The organism is Polaromonas sp. P5_D5, from assembly GCF_054049435.1.
Window position 1 is genome coordinate 168,103 of sequence record NZ_JBFUMJ010000001.1, and the last position, 24,376, is coordinate 192,478.

Consider the following 24,376-nt stretch of genomic DNA (forward strand, 5'->3'; position numbering starts at 1 on the left):
GAACCGACATGCCCAGAGGCGACAAATCTGCCTACACCGACAAGCAAAAGCGCAAGGCTGAACACATTGAAGAAGGCTACGAAGACCGCGGCGTCGGCAAGGAAGAAGCCGAGCGCCGCGCCTGGGCCACCGTCAACAAGGAAACCGGCGGCGGCAAGAAGTCCGGATCGGGCCGCGGCAAGGCAGAAAACCATGCACCGTCCCGAAAAGGCGGGCGCCTTGGCGGCGCAGCCGCAGCTTCCCGCACGGCGCAAGAGCGGTCAGCCTCCGCCAAAAAAGCCGCAGCCACCCGCAAGCGGAATGCGGCCAGGAAATAGCCCCGCCGGGTGTGTTCCAGCTGCAGGCGGTCGAAATGGCTGCGCACGGCGCGGCGAAATCGCTATTGTTTTGATAGCTGCTCGCGCCCGTCCATATTGCCTCGAAGGGCTAAATTACCCCTAAAAACGGGCCCTCAAGGCACCCAAAAAGGCGCTTAGGCAGAGGAAAAAACATCGAAATGCTCAAAAACTGCCGTTTTTTTGCCTGTTTCGGGCATCAAATCGCGCTCAAGCCCAATAGGGATATGCGCAAGCAGCTATAGAAAAGATAGCAAATCAAACAGCACCCAGACAGTGGAAGCAGCAACTACCTCGGCCATGGCAGCCTGCGGAGCCTGGCCAGCGCTTCGCGCAGCCACATCACCATCAGCGCTGCGCCGGAGGCCGTACCCGCATGCGAGCGTTGATCACACGGACTCCGGCATCCAGACCACGGCAAACCCCGGTGGCGACCAGACCGGTAACGGCAAGCATCGCGGCGGTATGAACGCCTACCGCCGCGAGGGCCAGCGCCAGCGGTCCTGACCCTGCCAGCTCCGCAGCCCGCGCCTCCCCTGCGCACAACGGGATCAGGGCCGGCACCAGCATCAAGCCGGCGCCGTGCGCGGTGGACATCATGAAAGACCAGAGCGCCAGCCCGGCGTGCCCCGCTGGTGCGCGCGCCGCCCTGGGTGCGCGGCCCGACAGGTGAACCACGGCGAAGGCGGCCAGCAGGCCGCCTGCCAGGACCTGCAGCGTGAAGCGATCCAGCGTCAGGCCCCCTGCCACCGCGCCGGCCACCAGCGCGACCGAAGCGGTGTGCCCGGCCGCAATCGGCAGCAGCGCCCACAGCGCCTGCGACCGGTCGCGTGCGCGCACGCCCCACGCGGCGGCGAGCGCCCAGCCGGTGGCGGGGTTCAGCCCATGAAGGGCGCCGACCCCTGCCACCACAAGCCACGGCCAAAGGCTTGACATGATGGGCGCACCGTTCGCGGACTGCTCAGGCCTTCGTGCTGCAGCACGAATCGGCTTCGGGCGCGGGCGTGAATGCGGACGCGGTTTCGTAGCGGTCGTGGTGGCGCACCCAGTCCATCTTGTAAAACCCGTCATGCTCGTCCCGGCCCTTGGGCGTGAGGTCCAGCATGTTGTAGGTGCCCATCATCACTTCCACACCGCGACCGTAGGTCGAGTAGGTGTGGAAGACTTCGCCCGCGTCGTCCTTGTAGAACAGGCTGATGCCGGGCGCTTCTTCGGCCGGGAATTCGGTCATGCCGTAGTTGTAGTTGACGGTGCCGTTGACCCTTTCCTCGGGCTTGAAGCTCACGTGGAAGTCGTAGTTGAAGTCGCTGCTGTTTGAAGAGACCCACTTGAAGGCCCAGCCCATGCGGCGGCGAAAACGCTCGATCTCAGGCAGCGTTGCGCGCGAGACGGCCACAAAACTCACGTCGCGGTGCGCCAGGTGGATCTTCATGCCTTCAGTGTGGTCGGCCATGTAAGAGCAGCTCGGGCAGCCCTGCTCCCAGCCCGGCCCGAACATGAAGTGCTGCACCATCAGCTGGCGGCGCCCTTCAAACAGGTCGGCAAGCGAGCGTTTGCCTTCGGGCGTGTCAAAGACGTAGTTTTTTTCGACGCGGACCCAGGGGAGCGCACGGCGCTCGCCGGCGATCCGGTCGCGCAGGCGTGTCAGTTCTTTCTCCTGCGCCAGCAGCGTCTTGCGCTCGGCCAGCCATTTGTCTCTGGACACGACGGAGTGCTTCATGGGGGATGTTTCGGTCACGGTGGTATTCATGGTGTTCTCCTGGGTTAAACGAGTGGGTGATTCAGTGAATGAAAGGCAGGTGGTCGGGATCAGGCAACGGCCGGTTGTTCACGGCGCATCGCCGTCTGCACGGCAGGCCGGGCCGCGATACGTGCCTGGAACGCCAGCAGGTTCGGGAAGGCCGACAGGTCCAGCTTGACGAACTCCGCCCAGCGCGTGACCACAAACAGATAGGCATCGGTCACCGTGAAACGGTCGCCCAGCAGGAACGGCGTGCGGCCCAGCGCGGCTTCCAGCAGGCGGTAGTGTTTGTGCAGGTGGGCCATGCGTGCGCTGCGAACCTCATCGCTGCAAGCCGGGTTGAACAGCGGCATGTAGCCTTGGTGCAGCTCTGAGTTGATGTACCCCAGCATCTCCTGCAGGCGATAACGCGCCATGCTGCCGCTGGCGGGCGCCAGCTTCGCCTCAGGCTTCAGGTCGGCAAGGTATTGCACAACGGCGGGGCCTTCCGTCAGCAGGGTGCCGTCGTCCAGCTGGAGAACAGGCACCAGACCTTTGGGGTTGATGGCGAGAAAGTCTTCGCCGTGCTCGGTGCGTTTCGCGACCACGTCGACCTTCACGAGTTCGATGGCAAGGCCCAACTCATTGGCCACGATGTGCGGCGACAAAGAACAGGCGGACGGGCTGTAGTAAAGCTTCATGGTTTTCTCCTTGGCTCGGTGAGCCGTTTGCTTGGGTTTGTGTTGCGTGGGTCAATGCGCTGCCCGACCCGTGCTGGTAACAGGTGCGCTCGTTATCGGTCCTGGTGACCGAATGGGGTTATGCGGCCAGGCGGGCTACGCGGCCTTCGCGGCTTTCGGTCGTCGCACGGCACGGACTTTTCCGCTCTTGCCGCCGCCCGCATAAAAGAGATCCGCGCCGTCGGACTCCAGGCCGCTGACGCCGGTGCCCTTCGGCATTTCCAGCCGTTCGATCACGGCGCCGCTTTTCGGGTCGATGCGGCGGATCTCGCTGTCGTCGCCCTCCCAGGTGCCGTGCCAGAGCTCGCCGTCCACCCAGGTCACGCCGGTGACGAAGCGGTTCGATTCAATCGTGCGCTGGATGGCGCCTGTCTTCGGGTCAACCTGGTGGATCTTGCGGTCGCGGTACTGGCCCACCCACAGGCTGCCTTCGGCCCAGGTCAGGCCCGAGTCGCTGCCGCTGCCGGGCGCCGGTATGGACGCCACCACCTTGCCGGTGGCGGGGTCAATCTTGTCGATACGCGTCTCAGCAATCTGGTAGAGGTGTTTGCCGTCGAAGGCGGTACCGGCGTCACCGGCGCACTCCAGCGTGCGCGTCTGCTCACCGCTGGCGGGGTCGAAGGCGACGATCCTGGCGCCGGTGGCGGCCCAGACACGCTGGCCGTCATGCGTGACGCCGGCGACGTCGTTGACACCGGGGAAGCTGTACTCGCGCACGATTTCGGCGGGGCGCGCCTTGGGTTCGGGTTTTGCGGTGAGGGTCTTGCGGGTCATCGTTGCTCCTTGTCGCGCCATCAATCAGCGCCATGGAGTCAACTCTATCCAATCGGCAGCGAAGCAGGGAGTAACAAGATCGTCGTGAATCCCGCCAGCGGCGGCGCCAGCCAGCGCTGTGCCCGTGCCCGCCCGATGGAACGCACCCGCCCGCCGGCTTCCAGATCAGCCAGCGCCCGCTGCACGGTGCGCTGGCTTGCCCCCACGGCCAGCGCCAGGGCCGAGGTGGACCAGGCCGCGCCGTCCGACAGCAGCGCCACCAGCGAGGCCTGCTCGCCGTCAATGGGCGGTGCCAGCACAGCCACGTCGCGCCCCGCCAGCGGCTTCAGGATGAAGCCCCGCTCGGTAGCCTCGATGCTTGCGAGTGTTTTGACGAGCGCGCGCAGGCGGCTGATCTCCACCCGCAGGCGCGCCCTGTGCGTCTCGTCGGGGCGCCTGGTGCGAAAGGCGAATTCGATCAGCGCTTCGCGGCTCACATCACCAGGCCATGCTTCGGCGAGTGAACGCGCCAGGGAGAACAACACCGGCCGGCGCGCCAGCGGCCGCCACTGGTCTCCCGCGCCCAGCCCGCGGCGGCAGGCGTCGACCACCAGCGCGTCCGAGGCCAGGAGCGCCGAGACCTCGTCGAGGCGCAGCGCCTGCTCGCCCCCGGCGGTGAGGCGCCGGGCGGCGGGCCTGTCAAGTGCAGTGCGCGCTTCAGTGACTTCGGCCATCAGCGCGGGAACCTGCGCCCGCTCTGCCGCCGCGTGCGCGCGCGCCAGCGCCATGCGCGCCTCACCGACGCGGAGCGATCGCAATGCCAGCTCGGCGGATGTGAGTTCGGCCACGGCCCGCAGCGAAGGCGGCAGGCCGCGCGCATCCAGCTTCGCCAGCGCCGCTGCGGCCTCATCAAGCCGGCCTAGCAGCAACAGCCGCCGTGCCGTGATGAGCCACGCCTGCAGCGCGTTGGCCGTATCGGCGTGCGCCTCCAGCGTGGCTGCCGCAGCCGCAAGTGCGCGTGGTGAGCCGGCGAAGTCGCGCATGGCCATCGCCACCTCGGCTTCCGCAACAACGCAGCGTGCACGCGCCAGTTCTTCATGGGCACCGAAACCGCGGGCCGCGCGGCGAAGGAGTTCGCGGGCACGCGGGTGCTCGCCCAACTGGGCCATGGCGATGCCGCGCAGAGCCAGAGCCGGCGGGTCGTCGCGCAGGGCGACGTGCTTGAGCGCGCCCAGCGCATCGCCGGCGGCCAGCGCGCGTGCGGAAGCGGCAATCAGAGAATCCATGGCAAGAGGCTACACGGCCTGGCCGACGCAAGCCAGCTCAGGCCCGTGACAACCGACGCGCCGGCTGCGCTCCGGCACGCGGCAGGCTGGCGCTGACCAGCGCCGCGGCCAACGTGACCAGCCACGAGTAATACACCCACACCAGAAAAGCCAGCAGCGGCGCGAAGGCGCCGTAGATCGTGCGGTAGGTGGGCACGTTGGCCAGGTAAATCGCGAAGCCGTACTTGCCCAGCTCAAAGGCAATACCCGCGAGCAGGCCGCCAGCGATCGCATGACTCCACCGCACGACGGTGTTCGGTACAAAGCGGAACAGGCAGGTGAAACCGATGGCGCTCAGAATGGCGGGCCCCAGGTTAATGGCATGCGGCACCCAGGCGGGCCGCGCCCCCACCAGCCCGCTGGAAGCCGCCACCAGATAAGACGCAGCCCACAGGCTGGCGCCGATGAGCACCGGCCCCGTGAGCAGCATGCCTGCGTACAAAGCCAGTCGGCGCAGCACGGGGCGTGACTTCTTCACCTGCCATATGCGGTTCAGCGTGTTTTCCATGCTCAGCAGCAGCGTCAGGGCCGACACCAGCAGCAGTGCAAAGCCCACCAGCGTGAGGCCGTTGGCATTGCCAGCAAACTGCGCCAGGTGCTTCAGCACCGTCTTGGCGATACCCTCCGGCAACAGGCCGCGCAGCAGGTGCTCGCGAATCGCGTCACCGGTGGCGTGCAAGGCTGGCGTGCGCGCGAACAGCGCGAAGCTCACCGCCAGCATCGGCACCATGGACATCACCATCGTGAACGTGAGGCCGCCCGCCGCCTGGGCGATGCGTTCTTCCCGGCCACGCTGCAAGAGGCGAGTGATCAGGTTGCCCTGGTTTCGGCTTGTGGTCGCCATGGAATCGATGGGCTCGCGCCGGTCAGGAAGTGCCGGCTCGCTCAGCCCAGCAGGCGAAACAAGCCATAGAGAGAGAGAAGTCCCGATGTCACCAGAAGTCCGGTTTTCACCGAACGGGCACCGACCAATGCGCCGATGATGCTGCAAGCCAGGATGGCGCCGAGGATGTAGGTTGTTTTCATGCCCGCAATGGTAAAGCCTTCGCCTGGCCCAGGATGCCGTGCGAGGAAGGTTGTGGGGCGAAACCAACTCCTGATTGACGATGGCCTCAGGGTATTTTTGTCGCCACGTCACCGGCACGAAACATTCCCGCCGGTCTGACGAAATTCCCGCCCCCCAGATGATGAATCGTCTGCAGATCGAGGTTGTCATCGCCGAAGCGCCAGTGCCCCTGCTGGAACACACGCTCATCGGCAGCGGCAGCGACCACCTCCGCAAAGCAGGTGTCGTACGCGTCTTCGGTATGCGGCTCGCGGATCAGGCGGCACTCCAGCCATGCCGCGCAGCCCTCCTCCAGCAAGGGCATGCCGAGCACCGGCCCCGTGCGGGCCTTCAAGCCGTATTGCGCAAACTTGTCGCCCGTGCGGCCGGACTGACTGCCGACCGCATGCGTCAAGCCGGCCAGGGCCGTGCATGGAAGGCATATGCCGAAGCCGCCGCTGGCGGTGATGAGTTCACGCGTATAGGTTTTCTTGTCGATCACGATGGCAATGCGAGGCGGCGTGAACTCCACGGGCATCGACCAGGCGGCGGCCATCACGTTGCGCGCCGTGCCGTGCGCGCTCGTCACCAAAACCGTTGGGCCGTGATTGATCAGGCGGCTGGCGTGTGCGAGGGCGACTTCCTTGAAGTGTGTCATGTCATTTCTTCCCGGTGCGTTTCGATGCTGCCGATTATGTTGGGGCCGATGCGTTTCAGGGCGGGCTGCTCCCCTCGCCCTCTTCCTCACTACTTCTTCGTGTAGTCTTCCAGCGGCTTGTCGCTCAGGTTGGCCCATGCCGCCCTGGTCAGCTCCGATGCGGGCATGCCTACCCGCGTGTTGTTCGGCGGTATCGGCTGGACAAACCATTTTTCATAGAGCTTCGCCACCTCCCCGCTTTTCGCCATTCTGGCGATGCTGGCGTCCACCGCCTGTTTAAAGGATGCATCCCCTTTGGGCAGCATGATGGCAATCGGCTCGACGCTCAGGACTTCTTTCAGCACCACATAGTTTTTCGGCTGTTTTGACTGGGAAATCATGGTGGCCAGGATCTGGCCGTCCGCCACGAACGCTTCGGCCCGGTCATTTTCAAGAAGCAGGAAACCTTCGCTGTTGTCCTTGCCATAAACCTCCTTGAAGTCGACGCCCGCCGCGCGTTCGTGCTTGCGGATAAGCTGAACGGCCGTGGCGCCAGATGTGGCCGACACAGTCCTGTTGGCAAGCTGGGACAGGCTGGTGATTCCGGTCCTGGTTTTGGTGGCGACCCGGACTTCTTCAATATAGAGCGTCGGTGCGAAGGCAACATCCTTTTGGCGTGCGGCGTTGTTCGTCGTTGTCCCGCACTCCAGGTCTACCGTACCGTTTTGAACCAGAGGGATCCGGTTTTGCGCGGTGACAGACTGAAAGCGCACGTCCAGCTTCGCCAGGCCCAGCTGTTTCTGGATATCCGCGATCACCCTTTTGCAGATGTCCACATGAAACCCTGTGTATTCGCCGGCCCCCAGCGTATAGGACATGGCGCCGGAGGCTTCACGGACGCCCATGGTGACGGCTGCCGTCTCCTTGATCTTCTTGAGCGTGTCGATTGGCTGCGCGGTGGCCGCAGCTCCCGCCAGGGTGAACGCTGCGGCAATGCCCGAACAGGCTACCAATTTCATCATCATGCCTCCTTCACTTGGCAAACAGGCTGTCGAGCGTGGCGAAGGCTTTGAACTCGATTGCGTTTCCGGACGGGTCGAGGAAGAACATGGTGGCCTGTTCACCGGGCTCACCCTTGAAGCGGACGTAGGGTTCGATGACGAACTGCGTGCCCGCCGCTTTCAATCGGGCCGCCAGGACATCCCACTCGGGGAGGGACAGGATCGCGCCGAAGTGGCGAACGGGAACGTTGTGGCCGTCAACGGCGCTGGTCTGGCGGTGGCCGCATTCGTCGGGCGCCAGGTGCGCCACGATCTGGTGGCCGTAGAAGTTGAAGTCGACCCATTCGCTGGAGCTGCGGCCTTCGGGGCAGCCCAGTAATTCACCGTAAAACCGGCGTGCGACGGCGAGGTCGTGGACAGGGAATGCCAGATGAAACGGCGGGAGCGCTTTGGCGGGAGTGGTTGCGTTTTGCGGGGTCATCGAAAGCCTCTTTGAGTCGTGGAAGCCGCACTTTAGGTCGATTGATGCACTTTGAAAAACGATATATATTCAATCTGAGAATCAATAATTTCGATGAATTAACGAGAAACCCGTGTGATTACCGAATTGAAAACCCTGATCGCGGTGGTGCGTTACGGAGGCTTTTCTGCCGCCGGCGGCCAGATTGGACTGACCCAGTCCGCCGTGAGCAGCCAGATCCAGCGGCTGGAAGAATCCCTCGGGCTGGCGCTCTTTGACCGGACACGGCGTTCCGCAGTGCTCAACGAAGAGGGTGCCAGGGTGCTCGCGCGTGCCGAAGAGATTGTTCTGCTGTTCTCAAAGCTGGGCGATGCGGGCACCGATGACGAGCTTGCCAGCACCTTGCGGATCGGCGCCATTGCATCTGTTCAGTCTTCGGTGCTTCCCCGTGCGCTGGCGGCACTGAGGAAGGAAAACCCGAAACTGCCCGTCCATATCGCCCCCGGCGTGTCCATGAAGCTGATGGACCAGCTCGACAGTGCTGAGATCGACGCGGCGGTGATGATCCGGCCTCCGTTCGGCATCCTGCCGGAAATGACCTGGCAAACCTTGATGTACGAACCCTTCAAGTTGCTCGTGCACAAGGAAATCAAAGGGCGGGACTGGCGCGCATTGCTCCAGTCGCAGCCTTTTTTGCGCTACGAGCGCACGTCTTTCGGTGGGCGTCTGGTGACCCGGTTCCTGCGCGAGAACAAACTGGCGGTGCAGGACTCCATCGAGCTTGACGAGATCACGGGTCTGATGAACCTTGTCGCCGAAGGCCTGGGAGTTGCGCTAGTGCCGATGGTGGAGGCCTACCTGCCCATGCCACCGGGTGTGCGCGCAATCTCCCTGGGTGAAAAGACTTTTTACCGCGAGATCGGCATCCTGCGCAAAGGCATGAGTTCCCGCCGGCGCGTCACGCAGGCCCTGGAAAGATGTCTTCGCGAGGCCCTGTCGCCGCCTGTTCCATAAAGTTTTTTGCCATCAAGATCGGCAGCGCTTGTGGCGCCGGGAGATGCTGCCGGAGGCTCATCACCGTCGTGCCAGATGCCGTCCAGATGGTCATCGGCCATGACCCCGGTTGGACTCCATCCAGCTGGCCAGTGCGGCTTCATAGGTAGCCGAGGCACTTGCAAGCCGAAATTCCGCACTGGCTGACCCGGCGCGCCCGGCAACAAAGCCTTGCCATCCGTCGCCGTCTTCTGCCTCATAGATGCATAGATCGAAGTCGCCCGGTGGAGGACTGTCACCAAGCATGAGGATGGTCGCGTCGTGCACCTTGTGAACCTTCATAGAGGGGCATTAGGCCACGAAACACCCTGCACACTGAAGTGCAAACGTTGTGACCGCCCGGCAAAGTGCCCGCAGGTAAATATTACCCAGCCCCAAAGAAAAAAGGCCTCAAAACCGAAGTTCTGAAGCCTTTTATGCTGTTCTCAACGTAACGCCGAGAGAGCGGGTTGGCAACGGCATCTCTGCCGTTGACGGGGTTTGCAGGGCTTAGTAGCCGCCGCGACCACCACCGCCGCCGCCGCCGTAGCCGCCACCGCCGGAACGATCGCCACCACCGTAGCCGCCACCACCGCCGCCGCCGAAGCCGCCGCTACGTGGAGGACGTGCTTCCATTGGACGGGCTTCATTCACGGTGATGCTGCGGCCGCCGAGCGACTGGCCGTTCATGCCGGAAATTGCAGCTTGTGCTTCGGCATCGTTGCCCATTTCGACAAAGCCGAAACCTTTGGAGCGGCCGGTGTCACGTTCCATCATGACTTTGGCGCTGGAGACAGAGCCGTATTGGCCGAAAGATTGTTGCAGGTCTTCGTCGCGGACCGTGTATGGCAGATTGCCGACGTAAAGTTTATTGCCCATGGGGACTCCTCAAAAATACATAAAACAAAAGCGATGGGGTCCCGAAAGCACAACAAACCTAAAAAGTACCGCCGTAGCGCGCGAAACTGACCGATCACCTAACCTGTGCGAATGCAATGGCAGCCGCACCTCCCGATTATGCGTGAGGAAACGCGGGGGCACCAGCATTCTTGGGCCTATAAGCACAGCATTTGTCAAATCAGGTGCCCATTCCCCCGGTTAAACAGCGGAAATGACCGAAAAGACGACATTGCCGCCTATGCATGACCATGGACAGACCGTGCTACCGGCCGGGCAGTCGAACGGCCCGGACTGCATTGCGTTGAGGCTGGGAAGCTCAGCGGCCCGCCACACGCTCCCCTTTGTCATTGACGACCTGTTCACCGTCTTCCTTGCTGAACGCACCCCGCTGCGGCATGGGCAGGATGTCCAGCACGGCTTCCGAAGGCCTGCACAGGCGCGTGCCCAACGGCGTGACGACGATGGGCCGGTTTATCAGGATGGGATGGGCCAGCATCGCGTCGATCAGGGCTTCGTCGGCCAGCGTGGCGTCGTCCAGGCCCAGATCCTTGTAGACGGCCTCCTTTTGCCGGACCACCTCCCGCACCGGCACCGCCATCTGCGCGACCAGCTCCCGCAGCGTCTCCCGCGTTGGCGGGGTTTTCAGGTATTCGATGACCTCGGGTTCGATGCCGGCATTGCGGATCAGCGCCAGCACATTGCGCGACGTGCCGCATTGGGGGTTGTGGTAAATCGTGACGGCGGAAGGCATAAGTTTCACTCCTGAAAAAGGATCGGTTGCATCGATTCAATAATTCAATTATATTTGAATTATGGAAGCATTAATCCTAAACCTTGATTTTCCCCCGCTTGAGGAAGGTTCTGCTGTGAAGGCCCTGGCAGCGCTGGCGCAAGCCCAGCGCCTGCGCGCGTTCCGCGCCCTCGTCGTCGCCGGGCCTGAGGGATTGACGCCGGGCGCGATGGCCGAACAACTGGGCGTCGCACCGAGTGCCCTGTCTTTCCATCTCAAAGAGCTCTCACACGCCGGCCTCGTCAACAGCGAGGCACGCGGGCGCAACCTGATCTACCGCGCCAACTTCGGGCAAATGAATGCGCTGCTCGGCTACCTGACAGAGCACTGCTGCGAAGGCGGCACTTGCGAGGTAGCCACCAAGGCCGATTGCAGCAACTGCTGAACGCCACTACGCGATTGCACGCCACCACCTCCATCACGCACAGAGCCAATCCAACACAACCACCCAAGGAGAGCCCCATGAAACGCTTCCATGTCCACGTCCACGTGAAAGATCTCGAGCAGAACATCGCCTTTTACTCGGCCATGTTTGACCAGCAGCCTGCCCGCACCGAGGCCGACTATGCCAAGTGGATGCTCAACGACCCGCCGGTCAACTTTGCCATCTCTACCCGGGGAAGTGCGCCGGGGGTGGATCACCTGGGCATTCAGGTGGACAAACCCGAGGAACTGGCCGCCCTGAAAGCCAGCGCCACCCGCGCCGACATGACACTGCTCGACGAAGGCCCCACCACCTGCTGCTACGCCCGCAGCGACAAATACTGGCTGACTGACCCGCAAGGCATCGCCTGGGAGCAGTTCCATACGCTGGACAGCATTCCAGTGTTCAGCGAAGCCAAGCCCGCCGCCGGCAAGGCCTGCTGCGCCGCGCCCGCTGGCGCAGCTTCCAGCACAAAAGCGGCGTGCTGTTAAGCCCTGCCGTAGCGGAGGCACCGCGCCCCCCTGACGCGCCCTCGCTCGCGCGTCAGGCACTGGCGGAATTCATCGGCACCGCCGCCCTGCTCTGCGCAGTCATCGGCTCGGGCATCATGGCCGAACGCCTGAGCGGCGGCAACATGGGTGTGGCCCTGCTGGCCAACACACTGGCCACCGTGTGGGCGCTGTACGTGCTGATCGAGCTGCTCGGGCCCGTCAGTGGCGCGCACTTCAACCCGCTGGTCACCCTTGTTATGTGGTCAAAAGGCCCTGCAACCCATAAGAGACGGGCGCAAGCAGCTATTCTTTTTATAGCATTCCAGCTACTGGGCGCTGTAGCCGGAGCCTGGCTGGCCCATGCCATGTTTGACATGAGCGTGCTGCAGTTCAGTACCAAACTGCGCAGCAGCTGGGGTCAGTGGCTAGCCGAAGCGGTCGCCACGGGCGGGTTGATTTTTGTCGTGCTGCGCGCCCCTGCGGCCAAGGCGCCGGCGCTGGTCGCCTGCTACATCGGCGCAGCGTACTGGTTCACCGCCAGCACCTCGTTTGCCAACCCGGCCGCCGTGCTGGGACGCATGTTGTCAGACAGTTTTGCCGGCATCGCGCCCGCCAGTGCAGCGGGCTTTGTGGCTGCCCAGGCTGCCGGTGCGTTGGCGGGCGTCGCCCTGCACCATGCGCTCGGCCGGCAGCAGGCGGTGAGCCAAGGCTGAAACGCAGGCGGCGAATCAAGGCACCGCGTCCGTCCTTGGTACCCTTGTGGCTGTGACACCGAAAAGCCGTTCTGCCACCGTCGTCCAGCTGGGCATCGCACAGACGCTGGCGTGGGCCTCCAGCTACTACCTGCCGGCAATTCTGGCGGTGCCCATGGCGCGCGACCTCGGCGTCGGCACGCCCAACGTATTTGCTGCTTTTTCTGCTGCGCTGGTGGTCTCCGCATTGCTGGGCCCGGCTGCGGGCAAGGCCATTGACCAGCACGGCGGAAGGCCGGTGCTGGCCGCGAACAGCCTGATTTTTGCCGCCGGCCTGCTGGTGCTGGCCCTGGCACAGGGGCCGGTGGGCCTGTTTGCCGGCTGGGTGATCCTGGGTGTGGCCATGGCCGCGGGCCTGTACGAAGCGGCCTTTGCCGCGCTGGTGCATTTGTACGGCAAAGACGCTCGCGGCGCCATCACCGGAATCACCCTGTTTGCCGGTTTTGCCAGCACGGTGGGCTGGCCCTTGTCGACCTGGCTGGAGCTTGAATGGGGCTGGCGTGCGACCTGTCTGGTCTGGGCCGCATTGCACTTGCTGGTGGGGCTGCCGCTGAACTGGCGGCTTCCGGCTTCGCCCGCGTCAGGCATTCCCACCGAGTCTCATTCAGGCGCAAGCCCGCCCGATGCCCTGGCGCCCGCCGCTGCGTCCGCACCATCCACATCCACTTCTTCTCTCACCTCCTCCGTCTCCAGCAGCACCCGCACCGCAGTCCTGCTGGCGCTGGTGTTTGCCGTCACCTGGTTCATCAGCACGGCCATGGCCGCACACCTGCCACGGCTGTTGCAAGCCCATGGCGTACCGCTGGCCACCGCGCTGGTATTTGCCGGACTGGTCGGTCCCGCGCAAGTTGCGGGCAGGCTGCTCGAATACGGCCTGTTGCGCAACATCCACCCGCTGGTGTCGGCGCGGGTGGCCGGCAGCCTGCACACGCTGGGCGCGATGGTGTTCCTGTTTTTTGGAATTCCGGCAGGGGCGGTGTTCACCCTGCTGCACGGCGCCGGCAATGGCGTGCTGACGATTGCCAAGGGCACGCTGCCGCTGGTGCTGTTCGGCGTGCGGGATTACGGCGCGCGCCAGGGATTGCTGATGGTGCCAGCCCGCTTTGCGCAGGCCACAGCACCCTGGCTGTTTGGCCTGGGGATTGACCGTTTTGGCAGCGGCGCGCTGTGGTTCTCAGCGGCGCTGGGGCTGGTGGCGTTTGCGGCGCTGATGGCGCTGCAAGACCCTTCCTCTGCAACAGCCCGGCACAGAGATTGAGCTAGCATGTCCACGATCACTCAGAAGCGGACATTCACCAAGGGCAAACGCATGCGAGGCAAAGAAAAATTCGATCAGGGATTCGCGGATCGCATGACCTTCGCGCCCAAAAATTGGGCTCACCATGCAGGAGTGCTGGTGCTCAGCATGACACTGGGGTGCGCCACGAACGCTCAATCGCAGGGAACTACCCCTCAGGCAGAGCCAGAAGTCAGAGTTCAGGTGTGCGTTCCGGGCAAGCGAATCTACTTCAACGATCTTGAGCTCGATCAACTTGAGAATCATCCAATGTTCACAAGGTATTCGAAGCAGCAACTGGAGCTCGCACCAAAGACAATTCGACGTGCCGCGCCCTTCGACGACCCCAGGGTGGTAAATGATCCGCGATCGGTTAGAAGTTACGGAATTAGCTTCGGAGAGGCACTGAACAGGGACGGGGGATTCAGTTTTGGCGCTGGATTCGTCCCCGTCGAGGACTCCACAATCAGTGGGCAGCCTGTGTATGAGAAGGGCTACGGATACCCGGCCAGAAACTACGTGGCGATTAGAGTCGCTTTGCTAAATGCGGATATTGAGCCCGGGGCCAGCGCGCCCACCTTTTGGTTCAGGCTACCGTCAATCGTTTCCGCCGATAAGTTCTCTAACTGGTTGCCACCGGTATCGGTGGAAAGCGAACCGTCCAAGTCGCAGTTTTGGTATGGATTGAGTCACGGCAGAGACCTCCCGATTCAAGAGGTCCCTGCCGACGCTCCGAAGATTCGGGTCGTCTTGCGTAAGAACCGCCAGACCCACACTGATCCGGCAACCGATGTCCTTCCGGCACTGACGACAGCAAGACTGAGATTGAGGACCGCCACAAGCGGCTCTCAATTCGTCTACGAATTTGTCGCAAAGACGAATGAAGTCATACCTGATTGTTAGGCGAAATTCAGTCGGCTTTGGCGCGAGCGAAGACTCGTCGCGCCAAAGCCGAGTCTGTAATCAGCGAGCGAGAAGCCCGCTTTGGGCCCGAGCCGGACCTCAGTAAGATGGCGGCTATCGGCCAAAAGCCGGCAGAGGCCTCACACACTGGTAGCGGCTTCACGATCACTCTATTGACCGAAGCGACTCTTATGAACATGCTTGCGCGTACCCTTGTTTTCATCGTCCTCTTTGCGGCCTTGGCGACCGCTATCGGTGGTGTAGGCGGAATTACGTGGGGCCTGCTGCTGGCGTTCATCGGGACGGTGTTCATCCACAGTTACATGAAAGAGCGGCGCGACAAGCTGACGGATGGAGCCGGGCCCACCCGAATGGCTTCCTCCGATGCGGCAACTGATCCCGCCGCTGCGCTGGTTCCTGGCGCCACGACGGGGCACAGTCTCCAATGGGCACGTTGGACCTTCATGCTGATGCTGGCTTGCGTTTTCCTATTCCCTGAGTCGGTGGGCAAAGAGTACGCGTCCTATCGCTTAACTGCGATGCTGGTGCTCTTCGCCGTCTTTCACGTTCAGTTGGGCCACGCAGCTGCATCGTTTGGTCGCAGTTGGGCCGTGTTCGGTCTTCTGCCTCTTCTGTTGCCGGTGCTTGGGGGACTGATTTCGTTCGGCGTGCTGTGGCAGGTTGGCCCCAGGAAGGCGGCCGCAGACCCGCCCAAGTGAGGACACGATCAGATTTTCAACGGCGCTGGGTCTGGTGGCTTTTGCGGTGCTGATGTTGCCGCGGGATCCGTCCGATGCGGGCGACCAAGGCGCCTGAAATATTCACTCCAGCCACTTCTGGAAAAACTGCGCCTGGCCCATGGCCGGATCCAGCTGGTAGCCGGCAAAGCCGATGCGTTCATAAAGCTTGATGGCGCTGCGGTTGCCCTGCAGCACTTCGAGCGTCAGTTTGCAGGCGCCGCGTTCGCGTGAAATCTCGTCCACCAGCGTGAGCATCTTCTCGCCGATACGCTGGCCACGGTGGCCTGGCAGCACGGCCACGTCGTGGATGTTGACGAGCGGGCGGCAGGCGAAGGTGGAAAAACCTTCAATGCAGTTGATGAGGCCGACAGCCTTGTCGCCGCTAAAGGCCAGCACGCTGAAGGCATGCGGGCGTTTGGCGAGTTCACTGACGAGGTTGTCTTTGGCGAAATCGCTGAGCGGCTTGGCGCCGCCGGCCGGGTCTTGCGCATAGGCGTCGAGCAATTGCACGACAGCGGCGGCATGCACGGGGTTGTGATAATCGGCGCGGCAAACCTGCAGCGGGCTTTCGGAAGGGTTGGAGGATTCGGTCACGCGATGCGCTTTCAGTGCAGACAATCGGATGATTCTAAAGACGGCGCGCAAAGCAGAGCGCAAACCGGGATTTAAAGCCAGTACAACTCTCTGGCGTTGCCACCCATGACGGCCGCCTGGCTCGCTACGTCGAGCGGCGCAAGCAATTGTTGCGTCTCGCCCCACCACTGCGCGTAGCTGCCGGCCAGTTCCAGCACGGGCCAGTCACTGCCCCACACCACACGCTGCTCACCAAAACTTTTGAGCACGCGCTTGCCCCAGCGCGTGACAGCGCCGGCAGCCGGCTTCGGCCCGGCCTCGGTCATCAGGCCCGACAGTTTGCAATAGGCCTGTGTCTCGCCGGCAACGCGCAGCATGTCGTCGGCCCAAGGCTGCCACTGGCCCGCAGCGATGTCAGGTTTGGCGGCATGGTCTATCACCATGCGCAAATCCGGGTGCCGGCGCGCCAGTGTCACGATATGCGGCAGGTGCACAGGCTTGACCAGCGCATCGAACACCAGGCCGCATTCCACCATCGCATGCAGGGCCGGCGCCAGCGCAGGCTGCAGTATCCATTGCGCATCGGCAATGTCCTGCAGCATCGGGCGCAGTCCCTTGAGCCGGGGGTGGCGGGCCAGCGCCGCTATGCGGGCAGGCGCGTCGGGCGCCAGCATGTCCACCCAGCCGACCACACCCAGCACACCGGGGCTCGCATCGGCCTGCGTCAGCAAAAAATGTGTTTCGGCTTCAGTGGCTGCGGCCTGCACCAGCACGCCGCCCCGCACACCCAATGGCGCAGACTGCGCCTGCCAGTCCTTCACGGCCACATCGCGGTAGATCGGCGCCAGCTCCGGTGTCAGCCAGCCGTAGTCATCACGCGCCAGCTGCCAGCAATGAAAGTGCGCGTCAATCACCGGAAACGATGTCATGGCGTCAGCACCTCGGCGGGCAGCAGGCACTGCGTGCGCAGCGCTGTCCAGAACTCCGGCGGGATGGGGTGCGCCATCATGGCCACGGCGTCCGTCCATTCGCCGGCTTTGCGGGCACCCAGCATGAGGCTGTGCACGGCCGGGTGTGCCAGCGGAAACTGCAGCGCAGCGGCGCGCAGTGGAACACCGTGCGCTTCACAAACCCCTTCAATTTTCGCGGTCCGCTCCAGCCATTCGTGCGCGGCCGGCGCGTAGTTGAAAGTTGCAGCACCGCCGCGCGTCCCGGTAGCAAGAATGCCCGAGTTAAATGCACCACCCAGTGCGATGCGCACGCCGCGCGCCAGGCACTGCGGCAGCAAAACGGGCAGCGCACTGTGGTCCAGCAGGCTGTAGCGGCCGGCCAGCATCAGCACATCCAGCTCGGCTTCGCGCAATACGTCCAGTACGACGCCGACATCATTGGTGCCCAGCCCGATGGCGCGTACTAGGCCTTCGCGTTTCAGTTGCTGCAGTGCCGGCAACGTTTCGTCAATCAGCTGACGCAGCACAGCATTCGCATTGGTGCCATGGGTCTGTGCATCCGGGTCGTGAATGTAGACGCTGTCGAGCCGGGACATGCCCAGCCGCTGGAGGCTGTCTTCCACGCTGCGGCGCGTGCCCCCAGCGCTGAAGTCCCAATGCTGGTTAAAAGGCAGGATGTCGACATAGCCGTGCTGGGCGGTCGCGGCACGCCCGTCAGGTGTCAGGATGCGGCCGACCTTGCTGGACAGGGTGAAGCTGTCCCGTGGCCGCGAGCGCAGTGCGTCGCCCATCCGCCGCTCCGACAGCCCATGGCCGTAGTGCGGTGCCGTGTCAAAACTGCGGCAGCCGCCGGCCCAGGCGGCATCCACCAATGCCTTCGCCTCTTCGTTGCTGACGGCCGAAAACAGGTTCCCCAGCGGCGCGCCGCCGAGCCCGAGCCGAAGGGATGTGAGACTGGAAAAGGTGGAAGTCATTTCAACATGCCGGCAAACCGCAGTTCCGGGTAAACACCAATAAAAGTTCAGCAATGTTATAGCTAACATGTCAGTCATCCAACCCGGAGAAACCCGCAGCCTGAAAAGCCGGGCGGATCTGGGCTATTGCCTATCACTACCTCGCCCCCAACGCATGCTCAAGAATATTCCGCCACTGTTGATCCCTGACGCACTGCATGGACTCTGCAGCATGGGCCATGGGGATGACGTCGCCATCGTGGACGCCAACTTTCCAGCCGCTGCCGTGGCGGCCCGGGGGGGCGCCCGGCTAGTGCAGTTGGCGGGCGTCACGTCGCCGCAGGCGCTGCAGGCCGTGCTGCAACTTCTGCCGCTGGACAACTACGTGCGCGACGCTGCCTGGACAATGCAGGTGGTGGGTGATGCCGGCGCTGTGCCCGCCCCTGTCGCCGAATTTTCCGCGCTGCTGGCCCAGGCGGCCGAGCGGCCAGCCGCCACGCTGGAACGGTTTGAGTTTTATGCGCGCACCGAAGCGGCCTTCCTGATCCTGCAGACGGGCGAGCAGCGCAAGTACGGCAACATCCTGCTGCGCAAGGGCGTCATATCCAGCGACGCGGGCTGACCCATGAGCAGTACGGCGCAAGCGCCTCACGCCCCGCCCATCAGCCTGCGTGCGCAGGCCTATGAGAGCTTTCAGCAGCAGATCGTCGATGCCAACATTCGCCCCGGGCAGTTTGTTTCGCAACGTGAGCTGATGCAGCTGCTGGGCATGCCGCTGGGCGCCGTGCGTGAGCTGATTCCCCGCCTGGAGGCTGAGGGCCTGCTCAAGACCGTGCCGCAGCGCGGCCTGCAGGTCGCCCACGTGGACCTCAAACTGATCAACAACGCATTTCAGCTGCGCCGCCTGCTGGAGCGCGAGGCCGCCACCCGCTTTGTCACCACCGTGTCGGACGCCGACCTCGCAGCCATCGAGCAGGCACACCTGAACATCGTCAAGCGTGCGCGGAAAAAGGCCATTGACGACAGCCTGCTCAAGGACGCCACCGCGGTGGATTGGGGCCTGCACGACCTGATGATCGACGCACTGGGCAATGAGCTGATCTCCGAGGTCTACCGCATCAACAGCCTGCGGGTGCGGCTGATCAAGCTCGAAGGCTCGACCCTTTCACCCGACGTGCTGATTCCAGCGATGGAAGAGCACCTCTGGTTTATCGACGCCCTCAAGCGGCGCGACGCGCCTGCCGTGATCGAACGCCTGAGCCACCACATTGAAAGCGCGCACCGACGTGTGCTAGGACTGCCGCGGCCCGATATGCCGTGGTCTTTGGAGACCCCTGAATGACGAGTTCTTTCCCCGCCGCCGAAAAATCGTTTCGCGGTATCTGGCCCGCCCTGCTGACGCCACTCACGGCCGACCTGAACATTGACCACGCAAAATTCGCAGCCCATTGCAAGGCGCTGATCGCCAGCGGTTGCCCCGGTGTGACCGCTTTCGGTACCACTGGCGAAGGACCGTCTTTTTCCCTGGCAGAGCGCAAGGAAGCCATTGACCAGCTCATCAAGAACGGCATCCCGGCCGCGCAGATCATGGTGTCAACCAGCTGCGCCGCCCTGCCCGAAACGCTGGAGCTGACGCGCCACGCCGTCAAGGCGGGGGTGCACGGCTGCCTGATGCTGCCGCCGTTTTTCCTCAAGGGCGTGTCCGACCAGGGCATCATCGACAGCTACCGCTTTGTGATCGACGGCATGGCCGGCACACCCTTCAAGCTATACCTGTATCACATCCCACAGGTCACAGGCGTTCCGCTGTCGCACCATGTGATCAGCACGCTCAAGAAGCAGTACCCGGACACCATCGTCGGCATCAAGGACAGCGCCTGCACCACCGCACATTCGGTCGGCCTGTCCGATGCGTTCATGAAGGAGATGACGGTGTATGTCGGGTTCGAGCCCGACCTGCCGGAGATGGGCCGCCGCGGCAGCACCGGCGCCATCAGCGGCCTGGCCAATTTCATGCCGCGCCTGGTCAAGCGGCTGGTCACGGAGCCCGACGCCCCCACTACCCCCGCTGAACGCGAACGCGTTGTCGAGCTCATCGGCATGCTGGGACCCTATTCACTGATGCCCGCGCTCAAAGGGATCATGGCCATGCTGAGCGGCGACAAGACCTGGCTGCGCGTGCGCGCACCGCTGGTAGCTTTGACACCCGATGAATACACGGCACTGGAAAAAACCATCAGCGCCTTCGGGATTAATACAAAATCCGAGTGACGCCACGCCGGGCTGGGCCCGGTACGGTTTCAATAATTTCACGCGACTTAACGACAAAGTAAGGAGACAACATGACAGCTTCCCTCAAAGGTATTTTCCGCCGCAGCCTGCTGGGCACCGCTTCCGCCGTGCTGCTGATGGGCGCCCTGCTGCCCGCCGCACAGGCACAGAACAAGGTCGTGCTGCGCGTTTCCACGCCGGCCGTGCCGGATGACTGGCACGCCAAGATGTGGACGGTCTTCAAGGAGAACCTTGAAAAAAGCGCGCCCGGCGAGTTCGACGTGCAGATCAACCTGAATGCATCGCTCTTCAAGCAGGGCACAGAGCCAGCCGCCATGGCGCGCGGCAACCTTGAGCTGTCGTCGATTTCCGCTTTTGACATCGCCAAGCTGATTCCCGAGTTCTCGATCTTCACGGCCGGTTATATCGTGCGCGACCCGGACCACCAGCAAAAGGTGTTCAACGGCCCCATCGGCACCGAGATGTTCAAGCTGGTCTCCGAAAAAATGGAAGTGACGCCGCTGTCCACCGTGTACCTCGGCACACGCCAGGTCAACCTGCGCGAAGCTCGCAACGTCAAGGTTCCGGCTGACCTCAAAGGCGTGAAGCTGCGCATGCCCGGCTCCAAGGAATGGCTGTTCCTGGGCGAAGCACTGGGCGCCACGCCCACACCGCTGGCCTTTGGCGAGGTTTACCTGGGCCTGAAGACCGGCACCATCGACGGCCAGGACAACCCCCTGCCCTCCGTGCGCGCGGCGAAATTCTATGAAGTGACCAAGCAGATCGTGCTGACCAGCCATCTGGTGGACGGCATCTTCATTGCGATTTCGAACAAGGCTTACAACGCCATGAACGCGACGCAAAAAACCAAGGTCAAGGCCGCTGCACAGGCTGCTTCCACCTACAACAATGAAAACCGCATCAAGGAAGAAGGCCAGCTCGTCGAATTCTTCAAGAAGGAAGGCCTGACCGTTACGACACCCGATGTGGACGCTTTCCGCAAGACGGTGCAGACGACTTACCAGAACTCCGAGTACGCCAAGGCGTGGCCCAAAGGCCTGCTTGAGCGCATCAACAGCACGAAGTAATTCCTGCAGAGTTCCCTGAAAACAACCATGAAAAGCTGGCTCCAAAAAACCGCCAATCTGATTGGCGGCGGACTCTTCCTGACCCTGTTCATCGTGTTCGTGATCCAGATCACGGCGCGGTTTTTCTTCAACAAGCCGCTGGCCTGGACGGATGAGGCAGCCGTGATCCTCTATGTCTGGGTCATCCTGTGGGCCGCCGCCGTGGTGGTGCCTGAGCGCGAGCATGTGGTGTTCGACCTGGTCTGGAACAACATGCCCTACCGCGGCCGCCAGGCCATGGCGATTACCGGCAACCTGATCGTGGGTGGCCTGGCGGCCTGGGGCATTCCGGGCTGCTGGGACTATGTGCATTTCATGGCTCGCGAAGGAACGCCCGTTCTGGGTGTGTCTTTCCAATGGGTCTTCATGCCTTTTGTGCTGCTGCTCGCCGCTTTGGCGGTGCGCTCGGCCTGGGCGATCTGGAACGCGATCCGGGGCAAGGGTCTTGAAGCGGAGCTGCGGATATGACAAGCGCTATCTGGGTATTGGTTGGGGTGCTGGCGGGCGGCATGCTGCTGCGCATGCCCATCGGTTTTTCGATGATCGCGGCGGGCATCGGCTACCTCGTGGTCAAGGGCCAGGACATCGGCCTGGTGGCCGAGCAGATCGGCAACGGCCTTTACAACAGCTACGTGCTGCTGGCGGTGCCGCTTTTTGTGTTCGCCGCCAACATCATGAACGCGGGCACGGTCAGTGAACGGATTTTTGACTTCTGCCGCATCCTGGTGGGCCGCTTTCGCGGCGGCCTGGCGCAGGTGGACATTTTGGTCAGCGTGATTTTCTCGGGCATGAGCGGCAGTGCAATCGCCGACGCGGCCGGTCCCGGCCTGGTCACGATTCGCCAGATGCTGAAAAAACCGGAATACACGCGCGGCTTTGCCGGCGCGGTGGTGGTGGCCAGCGCCACGCTGGGCCCCATCATCCCGCCGTCGATCCCCATGGTGATTTACGCGCTGGTGTCGGGCGCTTCGGTCGGCGCGCTCTTCCTGGGCGGCGTGGTGCCGGGCTTCCTGATGGCCGGGCTGATGATGGGCGTGGTCGCGGTCATCGCGAAAAAGCGCAACATGCCACGCGACGAACCTGTGCCACGCTCGGAATGGGCCGGCCTGATCTTCCGTGGTGCGCTGCCGTTGTCCATGCCCATCGTGCTGCTGGGCGGCATTTACTCCGGCATCTTCACGCCGACCGAAGCCGCCGCCGTGGCCGCGCTGCATGCATTGATCCTGGCGGCGCTGGTGTTCCGCGCATTGACGTGGCGCAGCTTCTGGGTCGTGGTCATGGAATCCACACGCGCCAGCGCGGTGATCACCATGATCCTGGCCGGCTCCTTCATGCTCAACTACGCCTTCACCGCCGAAGGCGTGCCGCAGGCCATGGCCGCGTGGGTCGACAGCATGCATTTTTCACAGATCGGCTTTTTGCTGATGGTGAACGTCATGTTCCTGGTGCTGGGCTGCTTCCTTGATGTGTCAGTGCTGCTGCTGGTGTTTGTGCCCATGCTGCTGCCGGCGGCCAAGCTGCTGGGCGTCGACCTGGTGCACTTCGGCGTGCTGGTCGTGCTCAACATGATGATCGGGCTGATCCACCCACCTTTCGGCATGCTGCTGTTCGTGACGAAAGCCCTTACCGGCATTCCCATCGGCGAAATGATGAAGGAAGGCTGGCCTTTCCTCGTCATGCTGTTGTTGCTGTTGCTGGCCATGACTTGCTTCCCGCAGATCGTTCTCTGGCTGCCACAAACCATGGGCTATGGCGGAAAATGATCCACCCCCGAAGCGCCTGCGGCGCCTCCACCCTCAAGGGGGCGACGCCAGCGGCCCGGAGAAAATGACTCCCCCCGAGGCACCTGCGGCGCCTTCCCCTCGAGGGGCGACGCTAGCGGCCCGGCAAAGCCGGTTCCGCGGCGTCTCTCGGTTTTTGGGATTCTCTTCACCTCTGATATTGCAATATGAATGACGAATTGAATGCCGAGGTCGTTTGCGTTGCCAGCTGGAACGCTGACCTTATCTCCCGCGTCGAGCGGCCCATCGCGCGCGGTGAAACGCTGATGGCCACCGATTTCAGCATCAGCCCGGGCGGCAAGGGCAGCAATGCGGCGGTGGCCGCTGCCCGCCAGGGCGCGCACGTGGCACTGATTGCACGTATCGGGGACGACGACTTCGGGCGCATGGGGATGAAGCTTTGGCAGGACGAAGGCATAGCCACCACACACGTCGAGCAAGTAGCCGGTGAGCGCAGCGGCGTTGCGCAAATCCTCGTCTACGAGGACGGCGACAACAGCATTGCGGTGTATCCCGGTGCCGGCAAAGGCCTGGCCGCGCGGCATGCGCAGGCCGCGCAGCAGGTGCTGGGCGCTTGCCGCGTCGTGATGGCTTCGTGCGAGGTGCCTGCAGACGCCACGCTGGAGGCGTTTCGCCTGGCCCGCGGGGCAGGCGCCATCACCATACTGAACCCCGCACCTGCTCGCCCCCTGTCAGACGAGCTTCTGGCGCTGGTCGATGTGCTCACGCCCAATGAACATGAACTCTACCTGCTGGCCGGTGCAGCGCCTGCCGGTTCGGTGGACGACGCTGCCCTGCGGTTGCTCAACCGCGGTACACGCGCCGTGCTCGTCACGCTGGGCGCTGACGGCTGCCGGCTCTTCCAGGCCGGCAAGCCGCCCGTTTCACTGCCGGGCCGCCCCATGGCAGTGCGCGACACCATAGGCGCGGGCGATACCTTCACCGGCGCGCTGGCCGCTGCGCTGGCGCGCGGAGAACCGCTGTCTGTTGCCATGCAGTGGGGCAACGCGGCTGCCGCGTTGTCCGTTACGCGGCACGGCGCCATCGACGGCATGCCGTCCTCCGCAGAAACCGCGGCGTTGCTTGCGTAGTCGTTGTTATTAAAAAAATGGCTGTAGCCCAATGAAAACGGGCGCAAGCAGCTATTAAAACAATAGCGACAGGCCAATTCAGCTCGACTTCCTGTTGTTGCCCGCAACCGTGTAGGCCAATCGCCGCTTTACCGGATATTTACGCGCCTCTTTCAGGCGCTTTATCTGCGCCCCCAGGGCTTGCAGTGATAATTATTGTGCGCCGTCAGGTGGACCCGAGGGCTTTGGCTGCCGGCGCATGAATCACCATCAAACACAAAAAAATGCTGCGCCGGCCCGTCTGGCGTAGCGGGCACCAAGGACAGC

Annotated in this window: 31 protein-coding genes; 15 read left to right on the forward strand and 16 right to left on the reverse strand. The window is 63.2% G+C overall.

All coding sequences use genetic code 11. From position 1 onward, the window contains the following. The first annotated feature begins 8 nt into the window (after positions 1-8). The gene (locus tag ACXJKE_RS00825) at positions 9-317 is read left to right on the forward strand and encodes a plasmid stabilization protein (protein ID WP_457278679.1); all 309 of its coding nucleotides are present in this window, start codon (positions 9-11) and stop codon (positions 315-317) included. Between the two features lie 366 nt (positions 318-683). Here ACXJKE_RS00825 and ACXJKE_RS00830 read toward each other — a convergent pair whose 3' ends face one another. The 10 genes from ACXJKE_RS00830 to ACXJKE_RS00875 form a co-directional block, all read right to left on the reverse strand. Then, on the reverse strand, positions 684-1,271 hold the full coding sequence (locus ACXJKE_RS00830) for a hypothetical protein (protein WP_457278680.1): 588 nt from the start codon (positions 1,269-1,271) through the stop codon (positions 684-686). 25 nt (positions 1,272-1,296) lie between these two features. Further along, on the reverse strand, positions 1,297-2,085 hold the full coding sequence (locus ACXJKE_RS00835) for a DUF899 domain-containing protein (RefSeq protein WP_457278681.1): 789 nt from the start codon (positions 2,083-2,085) through the stop codon (positions 1,297-1,299). A gap of 59 nt (positions 2,086-2,144) precedes the next feature. After that, positions 2,145-2,756 carry a glutathione transferase GstA gene (gene gstA / locus ACXJKE_RS00840; protein ID WP_457278682.1) on the reverse strand — a complete coding sequence of 204 codons (612 nt, stop codon included), beginning with the start codon at positions 2,754-2,756 and terminating at the stop codon, positions 2,145-2,147. 135 nt (positions 2,757-2,891) lie between these two features. Further along, positions 2,892-3,569, reverse strand: a complete 678-nt coding sequence (locus ACXJKE_RS00845; RefSeq protein ID WP_457278683.1) for a Vgb family protein — start codon at positions 3,567-3,569, stop codon at positions 2,892-2,894. Positions 3,570-3,613: 44 nt separating this feature from the next. Beyond that, a complete protein-coding gene (locus tag ACXJKE_RS00850) occupies positions 3,614-4,834 on the reverse strand; it encodes a helix-turn-helix domain-containing protein (RefSeq protein ID WP_457278684.1) in 1,221 nt (406 codons plus the stop codon). Positions 4,835-4,871: 37 nt separating this feature from the next. Further along, the gene (locus ACXJKE_RS00855) at positions 4,872-5,717 is read right to left on the reverse strand and encodes a YhjD/YihY/BrkB family envelope integrity protein (RefSeq protein WP_457278685.1); all 846 of its coding nucleotides are present in this window, start codon (positions 5,715-5,717) and stop codon (positions 4,872-4,874) included. A gap of 41 nt (positions 5,718-5,758) precedes the next feature. Further along, on the reverse strand, positions 5,759-5,899 hold the full coding sequence (locus ACXJKE_RS00860) for a hypothetical protein (RefSeq protein WP_457278686.1): 141 nt from the start codon (positions 5,897-5,899) through the stop codon (positions 5,759-5,761). An 86-nt stretch (positions 5,900-5,985) separates the two neighbouring features. Then, positions 5,986-6,576, reverse strand: a complete 591-nt coding sequence (locus ACXJKE_RS00865; RefSeq protein ID WP_457278687.1) for a flavin reductase family protein — start codon at positions 6,574-6,576, stop codon at positions 5,986-5,988. A gap of 89 nt (positions 6,577-6,665) precedes the next feature. Beyond that, complete coding sequence (locus tag ACXJKE_RS00870; RefSeq protein ID WP_457279764.1) at positions 6,666-7,580, reverse strand: amino acid ABC transporter substrate-binding protein; 915 nt, start codon at positions 7,578-7,580, stop codon at positions 6,666-6,668. A 7-nt stretch (positions 7,581-7,587) separates the two neighbouring features. After that, positions 7,588-8,037 (reverse strand): VOC family protein, encoded by a 450-nt coding sequence (locus ACXJKE_RS00875; protein WP_457278688.1) that lies wholly within the window; start codon positions 8,035-8,037, stop codon positions 7,588-7,590. 114 nt (positions 8,038-8,151) lie between these two features. On the opposite strand from ACXJKE_RS00875, the gene ACXJKE_RS00880 reads away from it, so the two are divergent. Further along, the gene (locus ACXJKE_RS00880; protein ID WP_457278689.1) at positions 8,152-9,030 is read left to right on the forward strand and encodes a LysR family transcriptional regulator; all 879 of its coding nucleotides are present in this window, start codon (positions 8,152-8,154) and stop codon (positions 9,028-9,030) included. Positions 9,031-9,120: 90 nt separating this feature from the next. On the opposite strand, the gene ACXJKE_RS00885 is transcribed toward ACXJKE_RS00880, so the two are convergent. From ACXJKE_RS00885 to arsC, 3 genes are all read right to left on the reverse strand, one after another. Beyond that, positions 9,121-9,351: a hypothetical protein gene (locus ACXJKE_RS00885; protein WP_457278690.1), complete on the reverse strand. Its 231-nt coding sequence runs from the start codon at positions 9,349-9,351 to the stop codon at positions 9,121-9,123. Positions 9,352-9,558: 207 nt separating this feature from the next. Then, positions 9,559-9,927: an RNA recognition motif domain-containing protein gene (locus tag ACXJKE_RS00890; protein WP_457278691.1), complete on the reverse strand. Its 369-nt coding sequence runs from the start codon at positions 9,925-9,927 to the stop codon at positions 9,559-9,561. 337 nt (positions 9,928-10,264) lie between these two features. Further along, positions 10,265-10,699 carry an arsenate reductase (glutaredoxin) gene (gene arsC, locus ACXJKE_RS00895; protein WP_457278692.1) on the reverse strand — a complete coding sequence of 145 codons (435 nt, stop codon included), beginning with the start codon at positions 10,697-10,699 and terminating at the stop codon, positions 10,265-10,267. Between the two features lie 61 nt (positions 10,700-10,760). Between arsC and ACXJKE_RS00900 the strand changes: the two genes are divergently transcribed. From ACXJKE_RS00900 to ACXJKE_RS00925, 6 genes are all read left to right on the forward strand, one after another. Continuing rightward, positions 10,761-11,123 carry an ArsR/SmtB family transcription factor gene (locus ACXJKE_RS00900; RefSeq protein ID WP_457278693.1) on the forward strand — a complete coding sequence of 121 codons (363 nt, stop codon included), beginning with the start codon at positions 10,761-10,763 and terminating at the stop codon, positions 11,121-11,123. A 77-nt stretch (positions 11,124-11,200) separates the two neighbouring features. Next, complete coding sequence (locus ACXJKE_RS00905; protein WP_457278694.1) at positions 11,201-11,653, forward strand: ArsI/CadI family heavy metal resistance metalloenzyme; 453 nt, start codon at positions 11,201-11,203, stop codon at positions 11,651-11,653. Next, a complete protein-coding gene (locus ACXJKE_RS00910) occupies positions 11,644-12,366 on the forward strand; it encodes an aquaporin (protein WP_457278695.1) in 723 nt (240 codons plus the stop codon). Before ACXJKE_RS00905 ends, ACXJKE_RS00910 begins: the two co-directional genes overlap by 10 nt. 52 nt (positions 12,367-12,418) lie before the next feature. After that, positions 12,419-13,663 (forward strand): MFS transporter, encoded by a 1,245-nt coding sequence (locus tag ACXJKE_RS00915; RefSeq protein WP_457278696.1) that lies wholly within the window; start codon positions 12,419-12,421, stop codon positions 13,661-13,663. 6 nt (positions 13,664-13,669) lie between these two features. Further along, positions 13,670-14,584, forward strand: a complete 915-nt coding sequence (locus tag ACXJKE_RS00920) for a hypothetical protein (protein WP_457278697.1) — start codon at positions 13,670-13,672, stop codon at positions 14,582-14,584. A 197-nt stretch (positions 14,585-14,781) separates the two neighbouring features. After that, positions 14,782-15,303: a hypothetical protein gene (locus tag ACXJKE_RS00925; RefSeq protein ID WP_457278698.1), complete on the forward strand. Its 522-nt coding sequence runs from the start codon at positions 14,782-14,784 to the stop codon at positions 15,301-15,303. A 102-nt stretch (positions 15,304-15,405) separates the two neighbouring features. On the opposite strand, the gene ACXJKE_RS00930 is transcribed toward ACXJKE_RS00925, so the two are convergent. Genes ACXJKE_RS00930 through ACXJKE_RS00940 form a run of 3 tightly spaced genes read right to left on the reverse strand, consistent with a single transcriptional unit; the run spans position 15,406 to position 17,821 of the window. Further along, the gene (locus ACXJKE_RS00930) at positions 15,406-15,933 is read right to left on the reverse strand and encodes a GNAT family N-acetyltransferase (RefSeq protein ID WP_457279765.1); all 528 of its coding nucleotides are present in this window, start codon (positions 15,931-15,933) and stop codon (positions 15,406-15,408) included. 56 nt (positions 15,934-15,989) lie between these two features. Next, on the reverse strand, positions 15,990-16,826 hold the full coding sequence (locus ACXJKE_RS00935) for an amidohydrolase family protein (protein WP_457278699.1): 837 nt from the start codon (positions 16,824-16,826) through the stop codon (positions 15,990-15,992). Continuing rightward, on the reverse strand, positions 16,823-17,821 hold the full coding sequence (locus ACXJKE_RS00940; RefSeq protein WP_457278700.1) for an aldo/keto reductase: 999 nt from the start codon (positions 17,819-17,821) through the stop codon (positions 16,823-16,825). The genes ACXJKE_RS00935 and ACXJKE_RS00940 overlap by 4 nt, the downstream gene beginning before the upstream one ends. A gap of 154 nt (positions 17,822-17,975) precedes the next feature. Between ACXJKE_RS00940 and ACXJKE_RS00945 the strand changes: the two genes are divergently transcribed. The 7 genes from ACXJKE_RS00945 (at position 17,976) to ACXJKE_RS00975 (ending at position 24,070) form a co-directional block, all read left to right on the forward strand. Further along, positions 17,976-18,422: an RbsD/FucU family protein gene (locus ACXJKE_RS00945; RefSeq protein WP_457278701.1), complete on the forward strand. Its 447-nt coding sequence runs from the start codon at positions 17,976-17,978 to the stop codon at positions 18,420-18,422. A 3-nt stretch (positions 18,423-18,425) separates the two neighbouring features. After that, the gene (locus ACXJKE_RS00950) at positions 18,426-19,142 is read left to right on the forward strand and encodes a GntR family transcriptional regulator (RefSeq protein ID WP_457278702.1); all 717 of its coding nucleotides are present in this window, start codon (positions 18,426-18,428) and stop codon (positions 19,140-19,142) included. Then, the gene (locus ACXJKE_RS00955; RefSeq protein WP_457278703.1) at positions 19,139-20,071 is read left to right on the forward strand and encodes a dihydrodipicolinate synthase family protein; all 933 of its coding nucleotides are present in this window, start codon (positions 19,139-19,141) and stop codon (positions 20,069-20,071) included. The genes ACXJKE_RS00950 and ACXJKE_RS00955 overlap by 4 nt, the downstream gene beginning before the upstream one ends. 71 nt (positions 20,072-20,142) lie before the next feature. After that, positions 20,143-21,159, forward strand: a complete 1,017-nt coding sequence (locus ACXJKE_RS00960; protein ID WP_457278704.1) for a sialic acid TRAP transporter substrate-binding protein SiaP — start codon at positions 20,143-20,145, stop codon at positions 21,157-21,159. A 27-nt stretch (positions 21,160-21,186) separates the two neighbouring features. Further along, entirely contained in the window at positions 21,187-21,666 is a 480-nt protein-coding gene (locus ACXJKE_RS00965) for a TRAP transporter small permease (protein ID WP_457278705.1), read from the forward strand. Further along, on the forward strand, positions 21,663-22,961 hold the full coding sequence (locus ACXJKE_RS00970) for a TRAP transporter large permease (protein ID WP_457278706.1): 1,299 nt from the start codon (positions 21,663-21,665) through the stop codon (positions 22,959-22,961). The genes ACXJKE_RS00965 and ACXJKE_RS00970 overlap by 4 nt, the downstream gene beginning before the upstream one ends. A 185-nt stretch (positions 22,962-23,146) precedes the next feature. Next, the gene (locus tag ACXJKE_RS00975) at positions 23,147-24,070 is read left to right on the forward strand and encodes a ribokinase (protein WP_457278707.1); all 924 of its coding nucleotides are present in this window, start codon (positions 23,147-23,149) and stop codon (positions 24,068-24,070) included. Positions 24,071-24,376 lie beyond the last annotated feature (306 nt).

Excerpts from the sequence above, each read along its gene's own strand:
- ACXJKE_RS00975 (WP_457278707.1), top strand. The coding sequence starts at position 23,147 with ATGAATGACGAATTGAATGCCGAGGTCGTTTGCGTTGCCAGCTGGAAC.
- ACXJKE_RS00875 (WP_457278688.1), bottom strand. The coding sequence starts at position 8,037 with ATGACCCCGCAAAACGCAACCACTCCCGCCAAAGCGCTCCCGCCGTTT.
- ACXJKE_RS00935 (WP_457278699.1), bottom strand. The coding sequence starts at position 16,826 with ATGACATCGTTTCCGGTGATTGACGCGCACTTTCATTGCTGGCAGCTG.
- ACXJKE_RS00970 (WP_457278706.1), top strand. The coding sequence starts at position 21,663 with ATGACAAGCGCTATCTGGGTATTGGTTGGGGTGCTGGCGGGCGGCATG.
- ACXJKE_RS00850 (WP_457278684.1), bottom strand. The coding sequence starts at position 4,834 with ATGGATTCTCTGATTGCCGCTTCCGCACGCGCGCTGGCCGCCGGCGAT.
- gstA (WP_457278682.1), bottom strand. The coding sequence starts at position 2,756 with ATGAAGCTTTACTACAGCCCGTCCGCCTGTTCTTTGTCGCCGCACATC.
- ACXJKE_RS00945 (WP_457278701.1), top strand. The coding sequence starts at position 17,976 with ATGCTCAAGAATATTCCGCCACTGTTGATCCCTGACGCACTGCATGGA.
- ACXJKE_RS00830 (WP_457278680.1), bottom strand. The coding sequence starts at position 1,271 with ATGTCAAGCCTTTGGCCGTGGCTTGTGGTGGCAGGGGTCGGCGCCCTT.
- ACXJKE_RS00950 (WP_457278702.1), top strand. The coding sequence starts at position 18,426 with ATGAGCAGTACGGCGCAAGCGCCTCACGCCCCGCCCATCAGCCTGCGT.
- ACXJKE_RS00870 (WP_457279764.1), bottom strand. The coding sequence starts at position 7,580 with ATGATGATGAAATTGGTAGCCTGTTCGGGCATTGCCGCAGCGTTCACC.
- ACXJKE_RS00965 (WP_457278705.1), top strand. The coding sequence starts at position 21,187 with ATGAAAAGCTGGCTCCAAAAAACCGCCAATCTGATTGGCGGCGGACTC.
- ACXJKE_RS00885 (WP_457278690.1), bottom strand. The coding sequence starts at position 9,351 with ATGAAGGTTCACAAGGTGCACGACGCGACCATCCTCATGCTTGGTGAC.
- ACXJKE_RS00955 (WP_457278703.1), top strand. The coding sequence starts at position 19,139 with ATGACGAGTTCTTTCCCCGCCGCCGAAAAATCGTTTCGCGGTATCTGG.
- arsC (WP_457278692.1), bottom strand. The coding sequence starts at position 10,699 with ATGCCTTCCGCCGTCACGATTTACCACAACCCCCAATGCGGCACGTCG.
- ACXJKE_RS00900 (WP_457278693.1), top strand. The coding sequence starts at position 10,761 with ATGGAAGCATTAATCCTAAACCTTGATTTTCCCCCGCTTGAGGAAGGT.
- ACXJKE_RS00860 (WP_457278686.1), bottom strand. The coding sequence starts at position 5,899 with ATGAAAACAACCTACATCCTCGGCGCCATCCTGGCTTGCAGCATCATC.
- ACXJKE_RS00925 (WP_457278698.1), top strand. The coding sequence starts at position 14,782 with ATGCTTGCGCGTACCCTTGTTTTCATCGTCCTCTTTGCGGCCTTGGCG.
- ACXJKE_RS00835 (WP_457278681.1), bottom strand. The coding sequence starts at position 2,085 with ATGAATACCACCGTGACCGAAACATCCCCCATGAAGCACTCCGTCGTG.
- ACXJKE_RS00865 (WP_457278687.1), bottom strand. The coding sequence starts at position 6,576 with ATGACACACTTCAAGGAAGTCGCCCTCGCACACGCCAGCCGCCTGATC.
- ACXJKE_RS00905 (WP_457278694.1), top strand. The coding sequence starts at position 11,201 with ATGAAACGCTTCCATGTCCACGTCCACGTGAAAGATCTCGAGCAGAAC.
- ACXJKE_RS00940 (WP_457278700.1), bottom strand. The coding sequence starts at position 17,821 with ATGACTTCCACCTTTTCCAGTCTCACATCCCTTCGGCTCGGGCTCGGC.
- ACXJKE_RS00845 (WP_457278683.1), bottom strand. The coding sequence starts at position 3,569 with ATGACCCGCAAGACCCTCACCGCAAAACCCGAACCCAAGGCGCGCCCC.
- ACXJKE_RS00890 (WP_457278691.1), bottom strand. The coding sequence starts at position 9,927 with ATGGGCAATAAACTTTACGTCGGCAATCTGCCATACACGGTCCGCGAC.
- ACXJKE_RS00960 (WP_457278704.1), top strand. The coding sequence starts at position 20,143 with ATGACAGCTTCCCTCAAAGGTATTTTCCGCCGCAGCCTGCTGGGCACC.
- ACXJKE_RS00920 (WP_457278697.1), top strand. The coding sequence starts at position 13,670 with ATGTCCACGATCACTCAGAAGCGGACATTCACCAAGGGCAAACGCATG.
- ACXJKE_RS00825 (WP_457278679.1), top strand. The coding sequence starts at position 9 with ATGCCCAGAGGCGACAAATCTGCCTACACCGACAAGCAAAAGCGCAAG.
- ACXJKE_RS00855 (WP_457278685.1), bottom strand. The coding sequence starts at position 5,717 with ATGGCGACCACAAGCCGAAACCAGGGCAACCTGATCACTCGCCTCTTG.